Here is a 17,931-nt window from a genome sequence, read left to right as displayed (position 1 = left end):
GCCAAGACGACTCGCACCACGAAGCACGCCGCGCGGGGATCGATCAGTCAACTGTAGCCCGAAACACCCGGGTCACCTCGGTAACGAGGCCCTCTCCGAGTGTCAGGACCTCGACATCGGTCAGCCTCGCCTTTCGGATGGACTTTGCCGCCGCCTCGACCTCCGCGGTGACGCTCGCCCCCTTGAGAAATAGCAGCTCACCGCCCGAGCGAACGAGGGGGACGGTGAGTGGGATGAGCTTGGAGAGGGCGCTCACCGCGCGGGCGGTGGCCTGATCGAGCCACGGCTTGAGCTTCGCCTCCTCGGCGCGGGCGCGCACGACCTCGACGTTGTCGAGTCCGAGCTCCGCCGTCTCCTGCCGCAGCCAGTCCACCCGGCGCTCCATCGGCTCGATGAGGATGAGCTGCACATCGGGGCGGGCGATCGCGAGCACGAGGCCGGGTAGCCCAGCACCACTCCCGATGTCCCCGACGCGACCGGGCCGAAGCAGGGGAGCGAGTAATGCGCTGTTCAGCACGTGCCGCGTCCACAGCCGCGGGATCTCCAGCGGACCGATCAGTCCGAGCTCCTCGCCGCGATCGGCGAGGTCCCTCGTGTATGCGCGCGCCAGCTCGATCCGGTCCCCGAAAAGCCCTTCGGCTGCCTTCGGCTCCGGCTCGAGCTCCGGCGGCGACTCAACCACGTCGATGTTTCACGTGAAACTACGCCCGGGAGATGACGGTGTGGCGATCGGAACCCTCGCCCTCCGACGCGGACGCGAGCCCCTTGGCCGCAACCAGGTCGTGCACGAGCTTGCGCTCGTAGGACGACATCGGGGGAAGGGCGGCCGACTCGGCTCCACCCTCGATGCGATCGACCGCGCGGTCGACGAGTTGGGAGAGCTCGGCCTCCCTGGCCTGCCTCGAGCCGCCGACATCCAGGATCAGCCGGGAGAAGACGCCGGTCTTCGCCTGCACCGCGATGCGGGTGAGTTCCTGGAGCGCGTTCACGGTCTCCGGCTTCGACAGCAGTCGCAGGTTGCTGTCCTGGCTCGAGTTCACGGAAAGGTACGCGCGGCCATCGCGGGCGTCGATATCGATGTCACCGTCCAGATCCGTGATGTCGAGGAGTTCCTCGATGTAGTCGGCGGCGATGTCGCCCTCCTCCTCGAGTTGGGTCACCGAACGACCGGCGCCCTCCTCCACGGCGGTCTCCGCGGCAACAGCCGCGTCGATCACGGGCACCGGAGTCTCGTTCTCTACGTCATGGGTCGTCTCTGCCACGTGACTGCTCTCTTTCTTGAGGATGCTGGGGGAAGCGAACTACTTCTTGGCGCCTGGCTTCTTCTTGCGATTCTTGGAATTGACCGGCTGAACGCGCTGCGTCTGCCGCGGTTCCTCGATCGTCTCCGGGCCATCCTCGACCAGCGTGAATCCACGGCGCTGAGCCTTGCGGGCAATTCGGGTCTCCCGGGCGAGGGCTGCCTCGCTACCCGGGGTGGGCATGTTGCGGATCACGAGGAACTGCTGGCCCATCGTCCAGAAGTTCGAGACGAGCCAGTAGAACATCACGCCGAGAGGGAAGGTGAAGCCGGAGAAGGCGAACACGAGGGGGAGCAGGTACAGCAGGATCCGCTGCTGCTTGAACATCGGGCTGGCCTTCATCTCGGCCGACTGGTTCTTCGACATGATCTGAAGCTGGGTGATGAACTGGGATCCGGTCATCAGGATCACCATGATCACCGCGATCACGATCACCGCCACGTTGCCGTCGGCGGTGCTGATCGCGAGCTTCAGCGGGGCCACTCCGAAGAGCGAGGACTCGCCGAACGACTTGGCCAACGGGCCGGTGAGGAGCCCGACTCCCGCCTGGTGCGTCTTGTCGTAATTCTGAGCCGAACTCAACACTGAGAAAAGGCTGAAGAAGATGGGCATCTGCAGCAGGAGGGGCAGGCAGGAGCTCAGCGGGTTGGTGCCCGTCTTCTTGTAGAGCTCCATCGTCTCGCGGGACATCGCCTCGCGGGAGAACTGGTCCTTTTTGCCCTTGTACTTGTCCTGGATCTTCTTGAGGTGCGGCGCAACCTCGAGCATGCGACGCTGGCTCTTGATCTGCCGAACGAAGATCGGGATGAGAGCCGCACGGATCACGAGCACGAGGCCCACGATCGACAACACCCAGGTGAAGCCGGCGTCGGGATTCAGACCGAGAAACGTCCAGAAGGCATGCCAGGACACGAGCAAGAGCTCGACGACCCACTTGATGGGCCAGAGGATTACGCCAATAAAGTCGGGCATTTTTCTGTGTCAGCCCTTTCCATGGCCGTGAGTAGTGACAAAACCAAACCGCGTTACCGCGTACTTCTGAATCGAGGGCTCCGGCACGTCATCCACGCCGCCTGCCGCCCAGGGGTGACATCGAGCGATTCTTCGCACACCCAGCCAGCTGCCCTTGATCACGCCGTGCTTCTGGATCGCGCCCAGCGTGTAAGCCGAGCAGGAGGGATAGTACCGGCAGACGTCTCCGTACAGCGGGGAGATCACCGCGCGATAGGCCCTCAGGATGAGAACACTCACGTTGCGGGGGAGAAGCAGAAGAAAAGCCAGGATTCGATTCACCGGTGTGTCTCGCCCCCGCCCAATGCTTCCGAAATCTCAGAACGAAGATTAGCCCAGCTAGCCTGCGCTGCGCCTGGCAATGCTCGAATCACGATCTCCGTGCCGGGAGCAAGGCGATCAAGTGCTTCGAAGCTGAGCGCCTTGAGACGCCGGCGCACCAGGTTTCGCTTCACCGCCACTCCCACCGTCTTGGCAACGATGAAGCCGAACCGGGGAGCACTCGTGCTGTCGGCTCGCGCGAGATAGACGACGGCATGCTCCGTGGTGATCCGGCGACCCCGGCGCACGAGGCGTCGATAGTCGTCGGCCGTCACCAGCCGGTTGGCTCTGGCCAACACGAGCGAAGGCTACGCGGAGAGCTCGGTGCGTCCCTTGCGGCGACGCGCACCGAGGATGGCTCGGCCGGCACGAGTGCGCATGCGCAGACGGAATCCGTGGACCTTCGCGCGGCGCCGGTTGTTGGGCTGAAAAGTTCTCTTGCTCATGATTGTTATTTCTCCACGTATTGGGACTCCGCGAGGCCAGCTCGCAATAGTGAGCAGTGGAAGCCAAGGAAGTGAAGGTTAGCCATCAGGCTGAAGTCAACTGATTAAAAATACGGTCTTAAAGCGCTGCGGTCAAACCCTGAGGCTACCAGCCGCATTATCCACATACAGTGAAAGGGGGCGTGGCAGCGACATGCCGTCACAAACTAAGGTGGTGGGACTGCACAGTCGGTGGATAACCCTGTGAATAACTCACTCAACAACAGCGAGGGGAACATGGCTGACATTGCGGATCCGACCAGGGAAATCTGGGCGTCTGTGCTGTCCAGCCTTCGCGATGACGAGAGAATCACTCCGCAGTTGCAGGGATTCCTCAGTCTGGTCGAGCCCAGGGGAGTAATGGCCGGCACCCTCTACCTCGAGGTTCCGAACGACCTCACCCGCGGAATGCTCGAGCAGCGCATCCGCCTGCCGCTCCTCAACGCCATAACCGGACTCGACGAAGACCACTCGGTGAGCAACTTCGCCATCGTGGTGAATCCCGAGATCGCGCACGACGCCCTGGGCGAGCCGAGCCCCTCCGCCGTCGAACAGCCGTACATCGAGCAGGTCGCCCCGCCTGCCCCTCTCTCCGAATCGATCGGCACCAACTCCCGACGGGCCGACTCACGGCTCAACCCGAAGTACAACTTCGACAACTTCGTGATCGGGGGCTCGAACCGGTTCGCCCACGCCGCGGCCGTCGCCGTGGCCGAGGCTCCCGCGAAGGCCTACAACCCTCTCTTCATCTACGGCGACTCCGGCCTCGGCAAGACCCACCTCCTGCACGCCATCGGCCACTACGCCGAGAGCCTCTACCCGGGAATCCGAGTGCGCTACGTGAGTTCCGAGGAATTCACCAACGACTTCATCAACTCGATCGCCAACAATCGGGCATCGGTCTTCCAGTCCCGGTACCGCGAGATCGACATCCTGCTCATCGACGACATCCAGTTTCTGCAGCGTGCGGTGGAGACCCAGGAGGCCTTCTTCCACACGTTCAACACGCTGCATGATCACAACAAGCAGGTGGTGATCACCAGCGACCTGCCGCCGAAGGCGCTCACCGGGTTCGAGGACCGGATGCGCTCCCGCTTCGAGTGGGGCCTGATCACCGATGTTCAGGCACCAGACCTCGAGACCCGCATCGCCATCCTCCGCAAGAAGGCCCAGAGCGAGAAGCTCCAGGTGAGCGCCGAGATCCTCGAATACATGGCCACCAAGGTGTCGTCCAACATCCGAGAGCTCGAGGGGACCCTGATCAGGGTCACCGCCTTCGCGAGCCTCAACCGCACGCCGGTGGACCTCGCCCTGGTGCAGACCGTGCTCAAGGACCTCATCACCCTCGACGACGACAATGTCATCGCGCCGGTCGACATCATCAACCACACTGCGGAGTACTTCAAACTCACCGTCGACGACCTCTACGGCTCTTCCCGATCCCAGGCGGTGGCCACAGCGCGACAGATCGCCATGTACCTCTGTCGGGAAATGACAAATCTCTCCCTGCCCAAGATCGGCCAGTTGTTCGGCAACCGCGACCACACCACGGTGATGTACGCGAACAAGAAGATCAGCGAGCTCATGAAGGAGCGTCGCTCCATCTACAACCAGGTCACCGAGCTCACCAGCCGCATCAAGCAGAACCACCGCTACAGCAAGATCTGATCGGCGCCGGCGGGGGCCCGCTCCGCGCCCTCTCTCTCGAGTTCTCCACCCACGAGCGGCTCCGCTCCGACGCCCATGGAGCAGCGCCGCTCGCGCCGATCACCCTGCTCCTACCATCAACCCACAGTGTGCATAACCTGTGGATAACTGTGGATAGACCCCGACATCATTGTGTGATTCAGGTGGAGCCCTGTGGAAACAGCGTCCAACCACGCCACCACGCCGCCGTTGAATCACAAGAAATTTCACAGGCTCCCCACAACTCACACCGTTGTAGTTCCCCGTCGCTCGTTGGGTTTCACAGAGTTATGCACAGTTCCCACAGCGGTTAAGAGTGTTAATCCTTTAATTAATTCATTGGTGGGGGAGATAACCCTTGGGACTCGGGCACACAGTGGCTGTGCCAGTATTAACCTCCCGGAGCAACTTTCATATCGACAGGGGTGGGCATGAAGTTCCAAGTCAATCGTGACGTCTTCAGCGAGGCCGTTTCCTTTGCCGTCAAGCTTCTTCCCCAGCGCACGACACTCCCGATTCTGAGTGGCGTGCTCATCGAGACGATCGACACCGGGCTGAAACTCTCGTCATTCGACTACGAGGTGTCCGCCCAGACCGAGATCGCAGCCGACATCGAGGAGCCGGGCAAGATCCTGGTCTCCGGTCGACTGCTCGCCGACATCGCCAGCCGGCTGCCGAACGCCCCGGTGCAGTTCTCCACCGTCGAGGGTCGGATCACCGTCAACTGCGGCAGCGCCACCTTCACACTCCTGAGCATGCCGGTGGAGGAATATCCCACTCTTCCTCAGATCTCGGAGCAGACTGGCCTGCTGCCGGCGGATGCCTTCGCCACCGCGGTGTCCCAGGTGGCCGTCGCCGCGTCCCGCGACGATGTGACTCCGGTGATCACCGGGGTGCAGCTCGAGGTGTCGAACAACAGCCTCACGCTCGTCGCGACCGATAGATACCGGGTCGCCGTGCGCGAGATCGAGTGGGACTCCGGCGACGTCGCCAACACCGAGACGCTGACGGCCCTGGTTCCGGCCCGCACGCTGCAGGAGATCGGCAAGACCTTCGGCCACAGCGGCACGATCTCGGTGGCCATCACGAGCACCGACGACCGGGAGCTGATCGCGTTCCGCGCCGATCGCAAAACCGTGACTTCTCTGCTCATCAAGGGGAACTTCCCTCCGGTCAAGCGCCTTTTTCCCGAGACCGTCGACAACTACGCGGTGATCAACACGGCGGAGCTCATCGAGGCGGTGCGTCGTGTCTCGCTCGTGCTCGAGCGTGAGGCCGCCCTGCGCTTCACCTTCACGATCGACGGCGTGACCCTGGAGGCCATCGGTTCCGAGCAGGCCCAGGCGTCCGAGACCATCGATGCTCACCTGAACGGCGGCGACACCGTCGTGTCGCTCAAGCCGGCCTTCCTGCTCGACGGCCTCGGCGCCGTGCACTCGGAATTCGTGCGGATTTCGTTCACCAAGACCGAGAATCCCAACAAGCCGGGCCCCGTGCTCATCACCAGCCAGTCCTCCAAGGACCAGCCGGGGGCCGACAACTACAAGTACCTCCTGCAGCCCAACCTGCTGCTTCGCTAGTCAGATCGAAAGAAGAGCACCATGCACATCGGCCTCGTTGGTCTCGGAAAAATGGGAAACAACATGCGTGAGCGCCTGCGTGCTCACGACATCGAGGTCACCGGCTTCGATCGCAATCCGGCCGTCTCCGACGTGTCGAGCGTCGAGGAACTCGTCAAGGCGCTTCCCACCCCGCGAATCGTGTGGATCATGGTGCCAGCCGGAGAGATCACGACCGCCGTGGTCACCGAACTCTCCGGACTCCTCGAGCAGGGCGACCTCATCATCGATGGCGGCAATTCTCGCTTCACCGAGGACTTCAAGCACTCCGCGCTGGTCGCCGACAAGGGGATCGAATACGTGGATGCGGGAGTCTCCGGCGGAGTCTGGGGCCTGGCCAACGGCTATGGGCTCATGGTGGGTGGCCACAAGAAGAACATCGATCTGGCCATGCCGATCTTCGATGCGCTTCGCCCAGAGGGCCCCCGCGAGGAGGGTTTCGTGCACGCCGGCGAAATCGGAGCCGGCCACTACGCCAAGATGGTGCACAACGGCATCGAGTACGCCCTGATGCAGGCCTACGCCGAGGGTTACGAGCTCCTCGACAAGCGCGACGACATCATCAAGGACGTCACGGGCACATTCAAGGCCTGGCAGCGCGGCACCGTGGTGCGCTCCTGGCTGCTCGAACTTCTCGTGCGCGCTCTCGAGCAGGACCCCGAATTCAAGGACATCGAGGGCTACGTCGAAGACTCCGGCGAGGGCCGCTGGACCATCGAGGAGGCTCTTGCCAACGCCGTGCCGGTGCCCACGATCAGTGCCTCGATCTTCGCCCGGTTCGTGTCGCGCCAGCCGGAGGGATCCCCGGCGATGAAGGCCGTTGCCGCGCTGCGCAACCAGTTCGGCGGGCACTCGGTCAAAGCTGTCGACTAGTCCCGTGACAGCGTGATCGTCACCCACCTCAGCCTCACCGACTTTCGTAATTACACGACCGCCGAGGTCGCCCTGGTCGCCGGCGCGAACCTCTTCGTCGGTAGCAACGGGCAGGGCAAGACCAATCTGGTGGAGTCGCTCGCCTACCTGAGCACCCTCGGCTCGCATCGCGTCTCGGTGGACCACGCCATGATCCGCCAGGGAGCAGACGCCGCGATCATTCGCGCTCGTCTCGAGAACGGCGAACGACAGATTCTCGCCGAGGTGCAGATCAACCGCTCGTCGGCGAATCGCGCACAGATCAATCGTTCCGTGATCAAGACGCGGGATCTACCGAGGTACTTCTCCAGCGTGCTGTTTGCCCCGGAGGACCTCGCGCTGATTCGGGGCGAGCCATCGGGTCGCCGCCGCTTCCTGGATGAGCTGCTCGTGCTGCGCTCGCCCCGCCTCTCCGGAGTCATCGCCGACTACGACAGGGTGGTGCGACAACGCAACACGCTCCTCAAGTCGGCCAGGGCATCCGGGGTCAAGGGCACCCAGCTCAGTACCCTCGACATCTGGGACGATCGCCTCGTGGACCTCGGATCACAACTCATCGAGGCGCGGAGCGCACTCATCACGGAACTCCAGCCGGAGGTGACCGCGGCCTACACCGCCGTCGCCGGCGAGGATCACCATGCAACGCTCGCGAGCCAGCTGAGCATCTTCAGCGGCGGGTCCGAGGCCGACGACTCGCAGGGAGCGGCGCTGAGGCGGGACATCATCACCGCCGAGGAGGCGTCGGTTGCCTTCCGGGAGTCGCTGGGCAGGCTTCGGCGCAGCGAACTCGACCGCGCGATCACCCTCGTCGGCCCGCACCGGGACGATCTGGTGCTCGAGCTCAACGGGCTGCCGGCCCGCGGCTACGCGAGCCACGGAGAATCCTGGTCGTTCGCCCTCGCCCTCAAGCTGGCCTCGGCGAACATTCTCGGCCGGGAATCTAATACGGGCGACCCGGTGCTCATGCTCGACGACGTGTTCGCCGAACTCGACGAATCCCGTCGACTGAGACTCGCCGCCGCCGTCGGCGACTTCGAACAGGTCTTGATCACCGCGGCCGTACTCGACGATGTCCCGCCGGCGCTCACGGGCAACACGGTGCACATCGCGCGCGGAACCATCCTGGAGAGCGCGCCGTGACCGACGACAACGAGCCGAGCGAGTCCACGGCGGTCTATCTGCGCTTCCGGCGAGTCTTCGGCGACGGCTCGTCGAGATCAAGTGACGCCCGCAAGCGCGCCACGAGGGAGCCGGGATCGAGCGTTCCGTTCGGCGCCGGCCGCGATCCGGAGGGCCTCGGCTCGATCGTGGACGCGCTGACTTCGCGGCTCGGCTGGAGCTCGCCGCTCGCGCGGTCGGAGCTGCTCTCCTCCTGGGCGCAGATCGCCGGCGACGAGACCTCGGAACACTCGACTCCGGTCGGGATCGAGGAGGGGGTGCTCACCGTGCGCTGCGACTCCACGGGATGGGCGACGCAGCTTCGGCTGATGCGGGTTCAGATCATGACGCAGATCAGCGTGCGCTATCCGGATGCCGGCATCGACTCAATCCGTTTTGAAGGGCCGGGTGCCCCCTCCTGGAAAAGAGGCCCCAGATCAATTCCAGGGCGCGGTCCGCGCGATACTTACGGCTAACTAGGCAAAATAGGTCGCCGCACCGAAATAAAGTCCCCAGACGGGCGTTTTCGGGCCTGTACCCCGTTCGTATTTGGTAGAATTGCAGGGTCGTCATGACAGCTTCCTTCTGGGAACCCCGGTCGCGAACGGCTCATCGATCCACCCGGCAGGAGACCAATTCCACATGGCAGCAAACCGCTCGAATTCCGAATCTGAAGACAACTACGGCGCAGATCAGATCCAGGTCCTCGAGGGACTCGAAGCGGTGCGCAAACGGCCTGGCATGTACATCGGATCGACCGGCCCGCGTGGACTCCATCACCTCGTCTACGAAGTCGTGGACAACTCGGTGGACGAGGCCCTCGCCGGCTTCTGCGACACCATCCTCGTCACGCTGCTGAAGAGCGGTGGCGTGCGCGTCATCGACAACGGCCGCGGCATCCCGGTCGACCTCAACAAGTCGGAGAACAAGTCCAGCGTCGAGGTGGTCATGACCATCCTGCACGCCGGCGGCAAGTTCGGTGGCGGCGGCTATTCCGTCTCCGGCGGCCTGCACGGCGTGGGCATCTCCGTCGTGAACGCCCTCTCCTCTCGCATGGACACCGAGGTCCGGCGTCAGGGTGCGGTCTGGCGGATGAGCTTCACCAACGGTGTTCCCGACGCGCCCCTCGCCAAGGGCGAGGCATCGGAGGAGCACGGCACCACTCAGACCTTCTGGCCCAGCCCGGAGACCTTCGAAACCGTCGAGTTCGACTTCGAGACGCTTCGCGCGCGCTTCCAGCAGATGGCCTTCCTCAACAAGGGTCTCTCGATCACCCTCACCGACGAGCGAGAGGGCGCCGATGAGACCGGCGAGAACACCGGCGAGCCGGTCAGCGTCACCTACCTCTACGAGAACGGCCTCGTCGACTACGTCGAGTACCTCAACTCGTCGAAGAAGGTCGAGGTCGTGCACCCGGAGATAATCTCCTTCGAGTGGGAGGACAAGGAACTCAAGATCGCGCTCGAGGTGGCGATGCAGTGGACCACCTCCTACCAGGAGAGCGTGCACACCTACGCGAACACGATCAACACCCACGAGGGTGGAACCCACGAAGAGGGTTTCCGGGCCGCGCTCACCACGCTCGTGAATAAGTACGCGCGGGAGAAGGGGATCATCAAGGAGAAGGATGAGAACCTCACGGGCGACGATGTGCGCGAGGGGCTGACGGCAGTCATCTCGATCAAGCTCGCCGAACCGCAGTTCGAGGGCCAGACCAAGACCAAACTCGGCAACACCATCGCGAAGTCGTTCGTGCAGCGCATCACCGGCGACCAGCTCGGCGACTGGTTCGACCGCAACCCGACCCAGGCGCGCGACGTGATCCGCAAGGCCATCCAGGCATCCGCGGCCCGCCTCGCTGCCCGCAAGGCGCGCGAGCAGACCCGCCGCAAGGGCCTGCTCGAGTCCGGTGGCATGCCGGGCAAGCTGCGCGACTGCTCGAGCAACGACCCGAGCCTGTCCGAGATCTTCATGGTCGAGGGCGACTCGGCCGGCGGCTCGGCCGTGCAGGGGCGCAACCCGGAATTCCAGGCGATCCTTCCGCTGCGCGGCAAGATCCTCAACGTGGAGAAGGCGCGCCTCGATCGCGCCCTCGCCAACAACGAGGTGCAGGCCATGATCACGGCGTTCGGCGCCGGGGTCGGCGAGGACTTCAACCCGGAGAAGGCCCGCTACCACAAGATCGTGCTGATGGCGGATGCCGATGTCGATGGCCAGCACATCACGACCCTGCTGCTGACCCTGTTGTTCCGGTACATGCGTCCCCTCATCGACCTGGGGTATGTGTACCTGGCCCAGCCCCCGCTCTACCGCCTCAAGTGGAGCAATTCGCCGCACGAGTACGTCTACAGCGATCGGGAGAAGGATGCCCTGCTCGCGGCGGGCGCCGCGGCCGGCAAGCGCATGCCCAAGGAGAGCGGAGTGCAGCGCTACAAGGGACTCGGCGAGATGGACTACAAGGAACTGTGGGAGACGACCATGGATCCGGTGACCCGCACCCTGCTGCAGGTCACCCTGGATGACGCCGCCGCCGCCGACGCGATCTTCGACACCCTGATGGGCGAGAACGTCGAACTGCGACGCAACTTCATCCAGAAGAACGCCAAAGACGTGCGCTTCCTCGACATCTAGTCAGCAGGCCGCCCGCGGCCGAATCGAAAACTTCCCCACGGCACACCACAGACTGGAATTCAATGGCTGACGTAACACCCCCGGACGGCGCCGAGCCGCAGATCGCCGGCAAGGAGATCGACCTCACTCACGACAAGGTCACCCAGGTAGACCTGCAACTCGAGATGCAGCGCTCGTACCTCGATTACGCGATGAGCGTCATCGTGGGTCGCGCGCTCCCCGAGGTGCGGGACGGCCTCAAGCCCGTCCACCGTCGCGTGATCTACGCGATGTACGACGGGGGTTACCGCCCGGACAAGGGATTCTCCAAGTGCACCCGCGTCATCGGCGACGTCATGGGACAGTTCCACCCGCACGGTGACTCCTCGGTCTACGACGCGCTCGTGCGCCTCGTGCAGCCCTGGAGCCTGCGCTACCCACTCGCTCTCGGTCAGGGCAACTTCGGTTCGCCCGGCAACGACGGAGCCGCGGCCCATCGGTACACGGAGACCAAGATGGCTCCGCTCGCCATGGAGATGGTGCGCGACATCGAAGAGGAGACCGTCGACTTCCAGGACAACTACGACGGCCGCACCCAGGAGCCGTTCGTTCTCCCGAGCCGCTTCCCCAACCTCCTGGTCAACGGGTCGGTGGGCATCGCGGTCGGCATGGCCACCAACATCCCGCCGCACAACCTTCGCGAGGTCGGTGAGGCGGCGCTCTGGCACCTGGCCCACCCGGACGCGAGCAAGGAAGAGCTGATCGAGGCGCTCATCCAGCGCATCAAGGGACCGGACTTCCCCACCGGGGCGCAGATCCTCGGGGTCAAGGGCATCCAGGACGCCTACCGAACCGGTCGCGGATCGATCACCATGCGCGCCGTCGTGAACGTGGAGGAGCTGCAGGGTCGCACCTGCCTCGTCGTGACCGAGTTGCCGTACCAGGTGAACCCCGACAACCTCGCGCTCAAGATCGCCGAGCTCGTGAAGGAGGGCAAGATCTCGGGGATCGCGGACATCCGCGACGAGACCTCCGGACGCACCGGCCAGCGCCTCGTGGTCGTGCTCAAGCGCGACGCCGTGGCCAAGGTCGTTCTCAACAACCTCTACAAGCACACCTCGCTGCAGGAGAACTTCGGCGCGAACATGCTGGCCATCGTGGACGGCATCCCGCGCACCCTCGCCATCGACGGGTTCATCACGGCGTGGGCAGCCCACCAGATCGAGGTGATCGTTCGCCGCACGGTGTTCCGGCTGCGCAAGGCCGAGGAGCGGGCGCACATTCTGCGGGGCTACCTCAAGGCCCTCGACGCCCTGGATGAGGTGATCGCGCTGATCCGTCGGTCGGCCACGGCCGAGGACGCGCGGGACGGGCTGATGGCCCTGCTCGACGTGGACGAACTGCAGGCCAACGCGATCCTCAGCATGCAGCTGCGCCGACTGGCCGCCCTCGAGCGCCAGAAGATCATGGACGACGCCGACGAGCTCGAGCGCCAGATCGCGGAATACAACGCGATCCTCGCCGACCCGCAGCGCCAGCGCGACATCGTCACCGAGGAGCTCACCGAGCTCGTCGCCAAGTACGGCGACGACCGCCGCACCGAGATCATGCTCGGCTTCGACGGCGACATGAACGTGGAAGACCTGATTCCCGAGGAGGAGATGGTCGTCACCGTCACCCGCGGCGGATACATCAAGCGCACCCGCAGCGACAACTACCGCACCCAGCACCGGGGCGGCAAGGGAGTCAAGGGCGCGCAGCTGCGGGCGGATGACGTGGTGGAGCACTTCTTCGTCACCACCACCCACCACTGGCTGTTGTTCTTCACGAACAAGGGGCGGGTCTACCGCGCCAAGGCCTACGAGGTGCAGGAGGGCGGTCGCGACACGAAGGGCCAGCACGTGGCCAACCTGCTCGCGCTGCAGCCGGACGAGGAGATTGCCCAGATCCTCGACATCCGCGACTACGAGGTTGCCAAGTACCTGGCCCTCGCCACCCGCGGCGGACTCGTGAAGAAGACCCTACTCTCCGAGTACGACACGAACCGCACCGGCGGCATCATCGCGATCAACCTGCGCGACGAGGACGAACTGGTCAGCGCGATGCTCGTGGAGGAGGACTCGGATCTCCTGCTCGTGTCACGCAAGGGGATGTCGATTCGGTTCACGGCATCCGATGAGGCCCTGCGTCCGATGGGACGCGCGACCTCCGGAGTGATCGGCATGCACTTCCGTGACGACGACACTCTTCTCGACGCGTCGGTGGTGAGCGACGACGGCTTCGTCTTCGTGGTCACGGAGGGCGGCTTCGCCAAGCGCACGGCAGTCGACCAGTACCGCCTGCAGGGTCGGGGTGGACTCGGCATCAAGGTGGCCAAGCTGCAGGAGGCCCGGGGCGACCTGGCCGGGGCGCTCATCGTGGAAGAGGACGACGAGGTTCTGGTGGTTCTTGCCAGTGGCAAGGTGGTACGCTCGTCTGTCGCCGAGGTGCCGGCCAAGGGTCGTGACACCATGGGAGTAGTGTTCGCACGTTTCGCGGACGACGACAGGATCATCGCAGTCGCGAAAAATAGTGAACGTAATCTGGATGTCGACGAGACGGAGCCCTCTGAAGAGGATCCGGCGGGAGATGTGCAGACCGGAAAGGACGAAACAGTAGATGAGTAGCGTCGCCGAAAAACTCCAGAAGAAGTCGCAGCGTGCTTCCGCGACCAAGCAGGTTCGCCTCAAGCTCGTGTACATCGACTTCTGGTCGGCGGTGAAGCTCTCCTTCCTGGTGGCGGTGTCACTGGGGATCGTGCTCGTCGTTGCAAGCATGCTCATCTGGGTGGTGCTCAACACCACGGGCGTCTTCGGCAAGATCGACTCGCTGCTGACCGACATCCTGAACCAGCCCTTCAGCGTGGCTCAGACGTTCTCACTGCCGCAGGTGGCGGTGTTCTCGCTTATCGTGGCGATTCTCAACACGGTTGTCGGTACCGCCCTCGGTGCCATCACCGCCGTGTTGTACAACTTCACGGTGCGCATCACCGGGGGTCTGCTCGTCGGTTTCACCAACAACTGATTCGTCTGAATCGGGTGGGAACACACTCGATTTACCGAATCTCGGCAGGTGCGATACTCTCGTATCTGCCCACGGGGATATAGCTCAGGCGGTTAGAGCGCTTCGCTGATAACGAAGAGGTCCCAGGTTCAAGTCCTGGTATCCCCACGTGTGGCCCACGGGGACGTAGCTCAATTGGCAGAGCACCGCCTTTGCAAGGCGGGGGTTAGGGGTTCGATTCCCCTCGTCTCCACATCAGCCCGTGTCACGGCACGGATCAGACGCTCACACGGGCCCGCCCGACTCCGAGATGGCGCGCGATGCCGCCCAGGGCCCGGGCCATTCGAGACGGCAGGGAATCGGGCTCGGGGATCTGCACCGGACGCACCCGGCCGTTGTGCAACGCGGTGAACAGCCAGCCGTGCCCGGTGCGCACCGCCACGAGTGTCTGGCGCGACAACCGGCCCTTCGGCAGGGCGGTTCGCCACGGCATCAGCACCGAGGCGTTCGCGTAGATCAGCGCGGTGTCTGGCCCGAGGTGCCTGATCGACTCGATCTGTCCGACGAGCCTGGACCCGGCGAGAACGCCACGAAACAGCGTGTCGTGGGCGGCCTGCATGGGCGCCCGGCCGACCGCGCGGGTGCCGTCGTATGAGACGTAGTCCGAGTCCTCGGTGAAGCACGCTCCGTACGCCGCGGCGTCGTTGTCACCCCATGCCGTGAGGAGTCGGTCGAAGAGTCGGCAGATGTCGTCGTCGTGGGCCATGGTTCTGTTCCCTTCCAGGATCGGTCCCCCGACACTAGCATGTAATTAGTTTATCTAACTACACACCGAAGCCCGGCACCGAGATGCGTTCGGCGTGCTCCTCGAGAAGACGCCGCGATCGGTCGAGAAAGTCCAGGATGGTCGCCCGCTCGGCGGCAGTGTACTGGCCGACCAGCCCGGCCCCCTGCTCCCCGACCGGACCGTAGACCTCCCGGATCACGGCCGTCGCCGCCGCGGTCAGTTCGATGGTCGCCCGGCGACGATCCGTCGCATCCGGCACCCGCGTGACGTAGCCGGCCCGGGTGAGTCTCTGGATGGCTATGGTCGTGGAGGCGGGCGTCATCCTCAACCCCACGGCAAGGTCACCGGGGCTCAGCGGACCGCGCGAGTCCAGGAGGCTCACCAGGGCGAGGTCGGTGCGGTTGACTGCTAGTCGAACGGCGGCCGCCTGGTCATAGGCGTCCGTGGCGATCTGGAGTTCCGCCATGGCCCTCATCACCTCGCGCACGTCGTTGGCGTGTTCGTCCGTCACGAGGTCCTCCGGTCTGGCCGCACATGTGTTGAGAAACACTAAGCACCATATCGGGCTGTGCCACACTCGGAGGACCAACAACGTCGTTGCTGTGCGGGAGACCGCTCGCCACACTCGAAGGGCCGCGTCATGACGAGCGATGCAGCAACTCTGCGTTTTCTGGGGGCAACCCAGACGGTCACCGGATCCCGGTATCTCGTGTCGGTGGGCGGTGCGAGTGTTCTGGTGGATTGCGGGATGTTCCAGGGCTACAAGCAATTGCGGGATCGCAACAGGCTCCCCTTCCCCGTCGATCCGGCCTCGATCGACGCGGTGGTGCTCACCCATGCGCACCTCGACCACTCCGGGTACCTACCGGCGCTCGTTCGCGACGGGTTCGCCGGACCGATCTACGCGACCTCCGGCACGGCGGAACTCTGTTCCCTCGTGCTGGTCGACAGCGGGCACCTTCTCGAGGAGGAGGCGCGATACGCTCAGAGGCGCGGGTCCTCGAAGCATCACCCTCCTCGGCCCATCTACACGGTGAAGGATGCCGAGCGGGCACTCGAGTCCTTCCGGGTCACGCCGTTCGACCAGGAATTCGCGATCGCCGACCGGCTGAGCGCGACCCTCGTGCCGGCCGGCCACATCCTGGGCGCGGCCCAGGTGGCCCTCGACGCGGGCGGCGCCCGGGTGCACTTCACGGGCGACCTCGGGCGCAGGAGCGACCCGCTCATGCGCGAACCTCGCGCCCTAGGTGCTGTCGACGTGCTGGTCACCGAGTCCACCTATGGCGATCGCGACCATCCGCCGGTGGATCCCGAGGCCCAGCTCGGCGAGATCGTGACCCGAGTGGCGAGCCGGGGCGGCGTCGTGCTCATCCCGTCATTCGCCGTCGGTCGGGCGGAGAGCCTGCTGCTGCACCTCTCGCGGCTGCGCGCGAAGGGGGCGATCCCCGACATCCCGATCTATCTCAACAGTCCGATGGCGGTCGACGCGTCGCTGATCTACCAGCGGCACGAGGACGAGCACCGGGTGTCGCCCGCCGAGTTCGACGCGATGTATTCGATCGCGAGGCTCGTGCAAACCGTCGACGATTCGAAGCTGCTCAACCTGCGGGGTGGGCCGATGATCATCATCTCGGCGAGCGGAATGCTCACCGGCGGGAGGATCCTGCACCACATCGCGGCCTACGGCTCGGATGCCAAGAACGCCATCGTGCTAAGCGGGTTCCAGGCGGGCGGCACGCGTGGGGCCGCACTCGCTCGCGGCGAGACCACGCTGCGCATCTTCGGACAGGATGTTCCCATTCTGGCGGAGGTAGTGCAGGTGGAGAGCCTGTCGGCTCACGCCGACCGCGGCGAACTCATCGACTGGATGCGCACCGCACCGCGCGCGCCATCGATGACCTACATCACCCACGGCGAACCGGATGCCGCCGACGAACTGCGCGCGCGCATCAAGCGCACCCTCGGCTGGCCGGCCAGGGTGCCGGAATACCTGGAGACGGTGAGTCTCGCAGAGCCCCGCTGAAGTGCCTAGGTCGTCGCCGGCGTGGGAGGTGCGGGCAGCGGCTCGTCGGAGTCGTCGGTGACCCAGAGCTCGTCGTCGGCCCGAAGCGTCTGCCACGCGGCGTAGGCGACCCCTGCGAGGGCGACCAGCCCGACCCCGATCAGGATGTAGCGGCCGGGACCCGTGTGCCTCGCCGGCGCGACGACCGTCTTCGAGGTGAACTGGGTACCAAGCTTGCCCGCCCGGCTGAGGGCCTCGCGCACGCGCGGGTCCTTCGCCACCTCGAGCACCGCGATCGCGGACGCGAGGGCGGAGGAGACGGACGGAAGAACGTCACGGGCGAACTTGTCTTTTGCGGTGTCCGCTACGGAACGCCCGGCGGCGACGCCGGACGCCAGCACGGGACGCACACTGTGGTCGATCGCGTCCTTGACGCGAGGGGCCACCTCTTCGCGGCCCACCTGGGCGGCCTGTCGGCTCGCTTCCCGGACTACCCGCGACGCGTTCTCGAGCACGTCCTTCTGGTCATCCCACAGGTCGGATGCCGCCTCCCGCAAACGCTTGAGTTCTTTTTCGCGCTTTCGTGACAGTGCCATTAGGAACCTCCTGTTGTAGGGCGGAGAATTGATCCATCCTCCCATGTTCGGCTCACGCAACAAACCCCGTTGACTGAGTGAAGCCTGAGCACTAGGGGATGCTGTGAAAGAATGGTTGCATGTCATCGCACACCCACGTAGCCACCCTCCACACCTCGCTCGGCGACATCAAGGTCAACCTCTTCGGCAACCACGCGCCGAAGACGGTGGCCAACTTCGTCGGCCTCTCCACCGGAGAGATCGAATGGACCCACCCGGGCACCGGCAAGGTCTCGCACGACAAGCTGTACGACGGCGTGGTATTCCACCGCATCATCGACGACTTCATGATCCAGGGCGGCGACCCGCTCGGCCAGGGCACCGGCGGACCGGGCTACAACTTCGACGACGAGATCCACCCG

General features: G+C 64.6%; 19 protein-coding genes and 2 tRNA genes. 12 read left to right on the top strand and 9 right to left on the bottom strand.

All coding sequences use genetic code 11. The annotated features are described in order from the left end of the window. Nucleotides 1-43 precede the first annotated feature (43 nt). The 6 genes from rsmG to rpmH form a co-directional block, all read right to left on the bottom strand. Nucleotides 44-682 carry a 16S rRNA (guanine(527)-N(7))-methyltransferase RsmG gene (rsmG, locus tag ACHZD8_RS11680; protein WP_394770598.1) on the bottom strand — a complete coding sequence of 213 codons (639 nt, stop codon included), beginning with the start codon at nt 680-682 and terminating at the stop codon, nt 44-46. A gap of 19 nt (nt 683-701) precedes the next feature. After that, nucleotides 702-1,184 (bottom strand): protein jag, encoded by a 483-nt coding sequence (locus ACHZD8_RS11675; protein ID WP_394770607.1) that lies wholly within the window; start codon nt 1,182-1,184, stop codon nt 702-704. A 117-nt stretch (nt 1,185-1,301) separates the two neighbouring features. Beyond that, the gene (gene yidC, locus ACHZD8_RS11670) at nt 1,302-2,273 is read right to left on the bottom strand and encodes a membrane protein insertase YidC (RefSeq protein WP_394770597.1); all 972 of its coding nucleotides are present in this window, start codon (nt 2,271-2,273) and stop codon (nt 1,302-1,304) included. Between the two features lie 9 nt (nt 2,274-2,282). Continuing rightward, on the bottom strand, nt 2,283-2,594 hold the full coding sequence (yidD, locus tag ACHZD8_RS11665) for a membrane protein insertion efficiency factor YidD (RefSeq protein WP_394770596.1): 312 nt from the start codon (nt 2,592-2,594) through the stop codon (nt 2,283-2,285). After that, on the bottom strand, nt 2,591-2,932 hold the full coding sequence (gene rnpA, locus ACHZD8_RS11660; protein ID WP_394770595.1) for a ribonuclease P protein component: 342 nt from the start codon (nt 2,930-2,932) through the stop codon (nt 2,591-2,593). The genes yidD and rnpA overlap by 4 nt, the downstream gene beginning before the upstream one ends. A gap of 9 nt (nt 2,933-2,941) precedes the next feature. Next, on the bottom strand, nt 2,942-3,079 hold the full coding sequence (gene rpmH, locus ACHZD8_RS11655) for a 50S ribosomal protein L34 (protein ID WP_010204566.1): 138 nt from the start codon (nt 3,077-3,079) through the stop codon (nt 2,942-2,944). A 276-nt stretch (nt 3,080-3,355) separates the two neighbouring features. Here rpmH and dnaA point away from each other — a divergent pair, with 276 nt between their 5' ends. The 10 genes from dnaA (at nt 3,356) to ACHZD8_RS11605 (ending at nt 14,398) form a co-directional block, all read left to right on the top strand. Continuing rightward, nucleotides 3,356-4,786, top strand: a complete 1,431-nt coding sequence (dnaA, locus tag ACHZD8_RS11650; RefSeq protein WP_147784298.1) for a chromosomal replication initiator protein DnaA — start codon at nt 3,356-3,358, stop codon at nt 4,784-4,786. 449 nt (nt 4,787-5,235) lie between these two features. After that, the gene (gene dnaN, locus ACHZD8_RS11645) at nt 5,236-6,384 is read left to right on the top strand and encodes a DNA polymerase III subunit beta (RefSeq protein WP_394770594.1); all 1,149 of its coding nucleotides are present in this window, start codon (nt 5,236-5,238) and stop codon (nt 6,382-6,384) included. Nucleotides 6,385-6,405: 21 nt separating this feature from the next. Then, nucleotides 6,406-7,296: a phosphogluconate dehydrogenase (NAD(+)-dependent, decarboxylating) gene (gnd, locus tag ACHZD8_RS11640; protein WP_394770593.1), complete on the top strand. Its 891-nt coding sequence runs from the start codon at nt 6,406-6,408 to the stop codon at nt 7,294-7,296. A 12-nt stretch (nt 7,297-7,308) separates the two neighbouring features. Further along, nucleotides 7,309-8,475: a DNA replication/repair protein RecF gene (gene recF, locus ACHZD8_RS11635; protein WP_394770592.1), complete on the top strand. Its 1,167-nt coding sequence runs from the start codon at nt 7,309-7,311 to the stop codon at nt 8,473-8,475. Beyond that, entirely contained in the window at nt 8,472-8,969 is a 498-nt protein-coding gene (locus ACHZD8_RS11630) for a DUF721 domain-containing protein (RefSeq protein ID WP_394770591.1), read from the top strand. The genes recF and ACHZD8_RS11630 overlap by 4 nt, the downstream gene beginning before the upstream one ends. Nucleotides 8,970-9,135: 166 nt before the next feature. After that, nucleotides 9,136-11,124 (top strand): DNA topoisomerase (ATP-hydrolyzing) subunit B, encoded by a 1,989-nt coding sequence (gyrB, locus tag ACHZD8_RS11625; RefSeq protein WP_394770590.1) that lies wholly within the window; start codon nt 9,136-9,138, stop codon nt 11,122-11,124. 62 nt (nt 11,125-11,186) lie between these two features. Beyond that, a complete protein-coding gene (gene gyrA / locus ACHZD8_RS11620) occupies nt 11,187-13,769 on the top strand; it encodes a DNA gyrase subunit A (protein ID WP_394770589.1) in 2,583 nt (860 codons plus the stop codon). Then, complete coding sequence (locus ACHZD8_RS11615; RefSeq protein WP_394770588.1) at nt 13,762-14,166, top strand: DUF3566 domain-containing protein; 405 nt, start codon at nt 13,762-13,764, stop codon at nt 14,164-14,166. The genes gyrA and ACHZD8_RS11615 overlap by 8 nt, the downstream gene beginning before the upstream one ends. A gap of 73 nt (nt 14,167-14,239) precedes the next feature. Further along, nucleotides 14,240-14,313 (top strand) — tRNA-Ile (locus ACHZD8_RS11610). A gap of 12 nt (nt 14,314-14,325) precedes the next feature. Next, nucleotides 14,326-14,398, top strand: a tRNA-Ala gene (locus ACHZD8_RS11605). A 24-nt stretch (nt 14,399-14,422) separates the two neighbouring features. On the opposite strand, the gene ACHZD8_RS11600 is transcribed toward ACHZD8_RS11605, so the two are convergent. Both ACHZD8_RS11600 and ACHZD8_RS11595 read right to left on the bottom strand, forming a co-directional pair. Beyond that, nucleotides 14,423-14,911: an SgcJ/EcaC family oxidoreductase gene (locus tag ACHZD8_RS11600; protein ID WP_394770587.1), complete on the bottom strand. Its 489-nt coding sequence runs from the start codon at nt 14,909-14,911 to the stop codon at nt 14,423-14,425. A gap of 58 nt (nt 14,912-14,969) precedes the next feature. Continuing rightward, nucleotides 14,970-15,482, bottom strand: coding sequence for a MarR family winged helix-turn-helix transcriptional regulator (locus tag ACHZD8_RS11595; protein WP_394770586.1), 513 nt, complete (start codon nt 15,480-15,482; stop codon nt 14,970-14,972). Nucleotides 15,483-15,572: 90 nt separating this feature from the next. Here ACHZD8_RS11595 and ACHZD8_RS11590 point away from each other — a divergent pair, with 90 nt between their 5' ends. Next, the gene (locus tag ACHZD8_RS11590) at nt 15,573-16,955 is read left to right on the top strand and encodes an MBL fold metallo-hydrolase RNA specificity domain-containing protein (protein WP_394770585.1); all 1,383 of its coding nucleotides are present in this window, start codon (nt 15,573-15,575) and stop codon (nt 16,953-16,955) included. Between the two features lie 5 nt (nt 16,956-16,960). On the opposite strand, the gene ACHZD8_RS11585 is transcribed toward ACHZD8_RS11590, so the two are convergent. Then, nucleotides 16,961-17,530 carry a hypothetical protein gene (locus tag ACHZD8_RS11585; RefSeq protein ID WP_394770584.1) on the bottom strand — a complete coding sequence of 190 codons (570 nt, stop codon included), beginning with the start codon at nt 17,528-17,530 and terminating at the stop codon, nt 16,961-16,963. Between the two features lie 119 nt (nt 17,531-17,649). Between ACHZD8_RS11585 and ACHZD8_RS11580 the strand changes: the two genes are divergently transcribed. Then, the coding region (locus ACHZD8_RS11580; protein WP_394770583.1) for a peptidylprolyl isomerase at nt 17,650-17,931 on the top strand (282 nt) is incomplete at its 3' end.

It is taken from the genome of Lacisediminihabitans sp., assembly GCF_043726815.1.
Classification (GTDB): Bacteria; Actinomycetota; Actinomycetes; order Actinomycetales; family Microbacteriaceae; genus Lacisediminihabitans.
Note: the sequence above shows the minus strand (reverse complement) of the source record. Positions and strands in the feature narration are given on the sequence as shown.

Bases quoted from the DNA above. Each gene is read 5' to 3' on its own strand.
- dnaA (WP_147784298.1), top strand. From the start codon at position 3,356: ATGGCTGACATTGCGGATCCGACCAGGGAAATCTGGGCGTCTGTGCTG.
- gyrB (WP_394770590.1), top strand. From the start codon at position 9,136: ATGGCAGCAAACCGCTCGAATTCCGAATCTGAAGACAACTACGGCGCA.
- gyrA (WP_394770589.1), top strand. From the start codon at position 11,187: ATGGCTGACGTAACACCCCCGGACGGCGCCGAGCCGCAGATCGCCGGC.
- yidC (WP_394770597.1), bottom strand. From the start codon at position 2,273: ATGCCCGACTTTATTGGCGTAATCCTCTGGCCCATCAAGTGGGTCGTC.
- gnd (WP_394770593.1), top strand. From the start codon at position 6,406: ATGCACATCGGCCTCGTTGGTCTCGGAAAAATGGGAAACAACATGCGT.
- ACHZD8_RS11600 (WP_394770587.1), bottom strand. From the start codon at position 14,911: ATGGCCCACGACGACGACATCTGCCGACTCTTCGACCGACTCCTCACG.
- ACHZD8_RS11585 (WP_394770584.1), bottom strand. From the start codon at position 17,530: ATGGCACTGTCACGAAAGCGCGAAAAAGAACTCAAGCGTTTGCGGGAG.
- dnaN (WP_394770594.1), top strand. From the start codon at position 5,236: ATGAAGTTCCAAGTCAATCGTGACGTCTTCAGCGAGGCCGTTTCCTTT.
- ACHZD8_RS11615 (WP_394770588.1), top strand. From the start codon at position 13,762: ATGAGTAGCGTCGCCGAAAAACTCCAGAAGAAGTCGCAGCGTGCTTCC.
- rpmH (WP_010204566.1), bottom strand. From the start codon at position 3,079: ATGAGCAAGAGAACTTTTCAGCCCAACAACCGGCGCCGCGCGAAGGTC.
- ACHZD8_RS11590 (WP_394770585.1), top strand. From the start codon at position 15,573: ATGACGAGCGATGCAGCAACTCTGCGTTTTCTGGGGGCAACCCAGACG.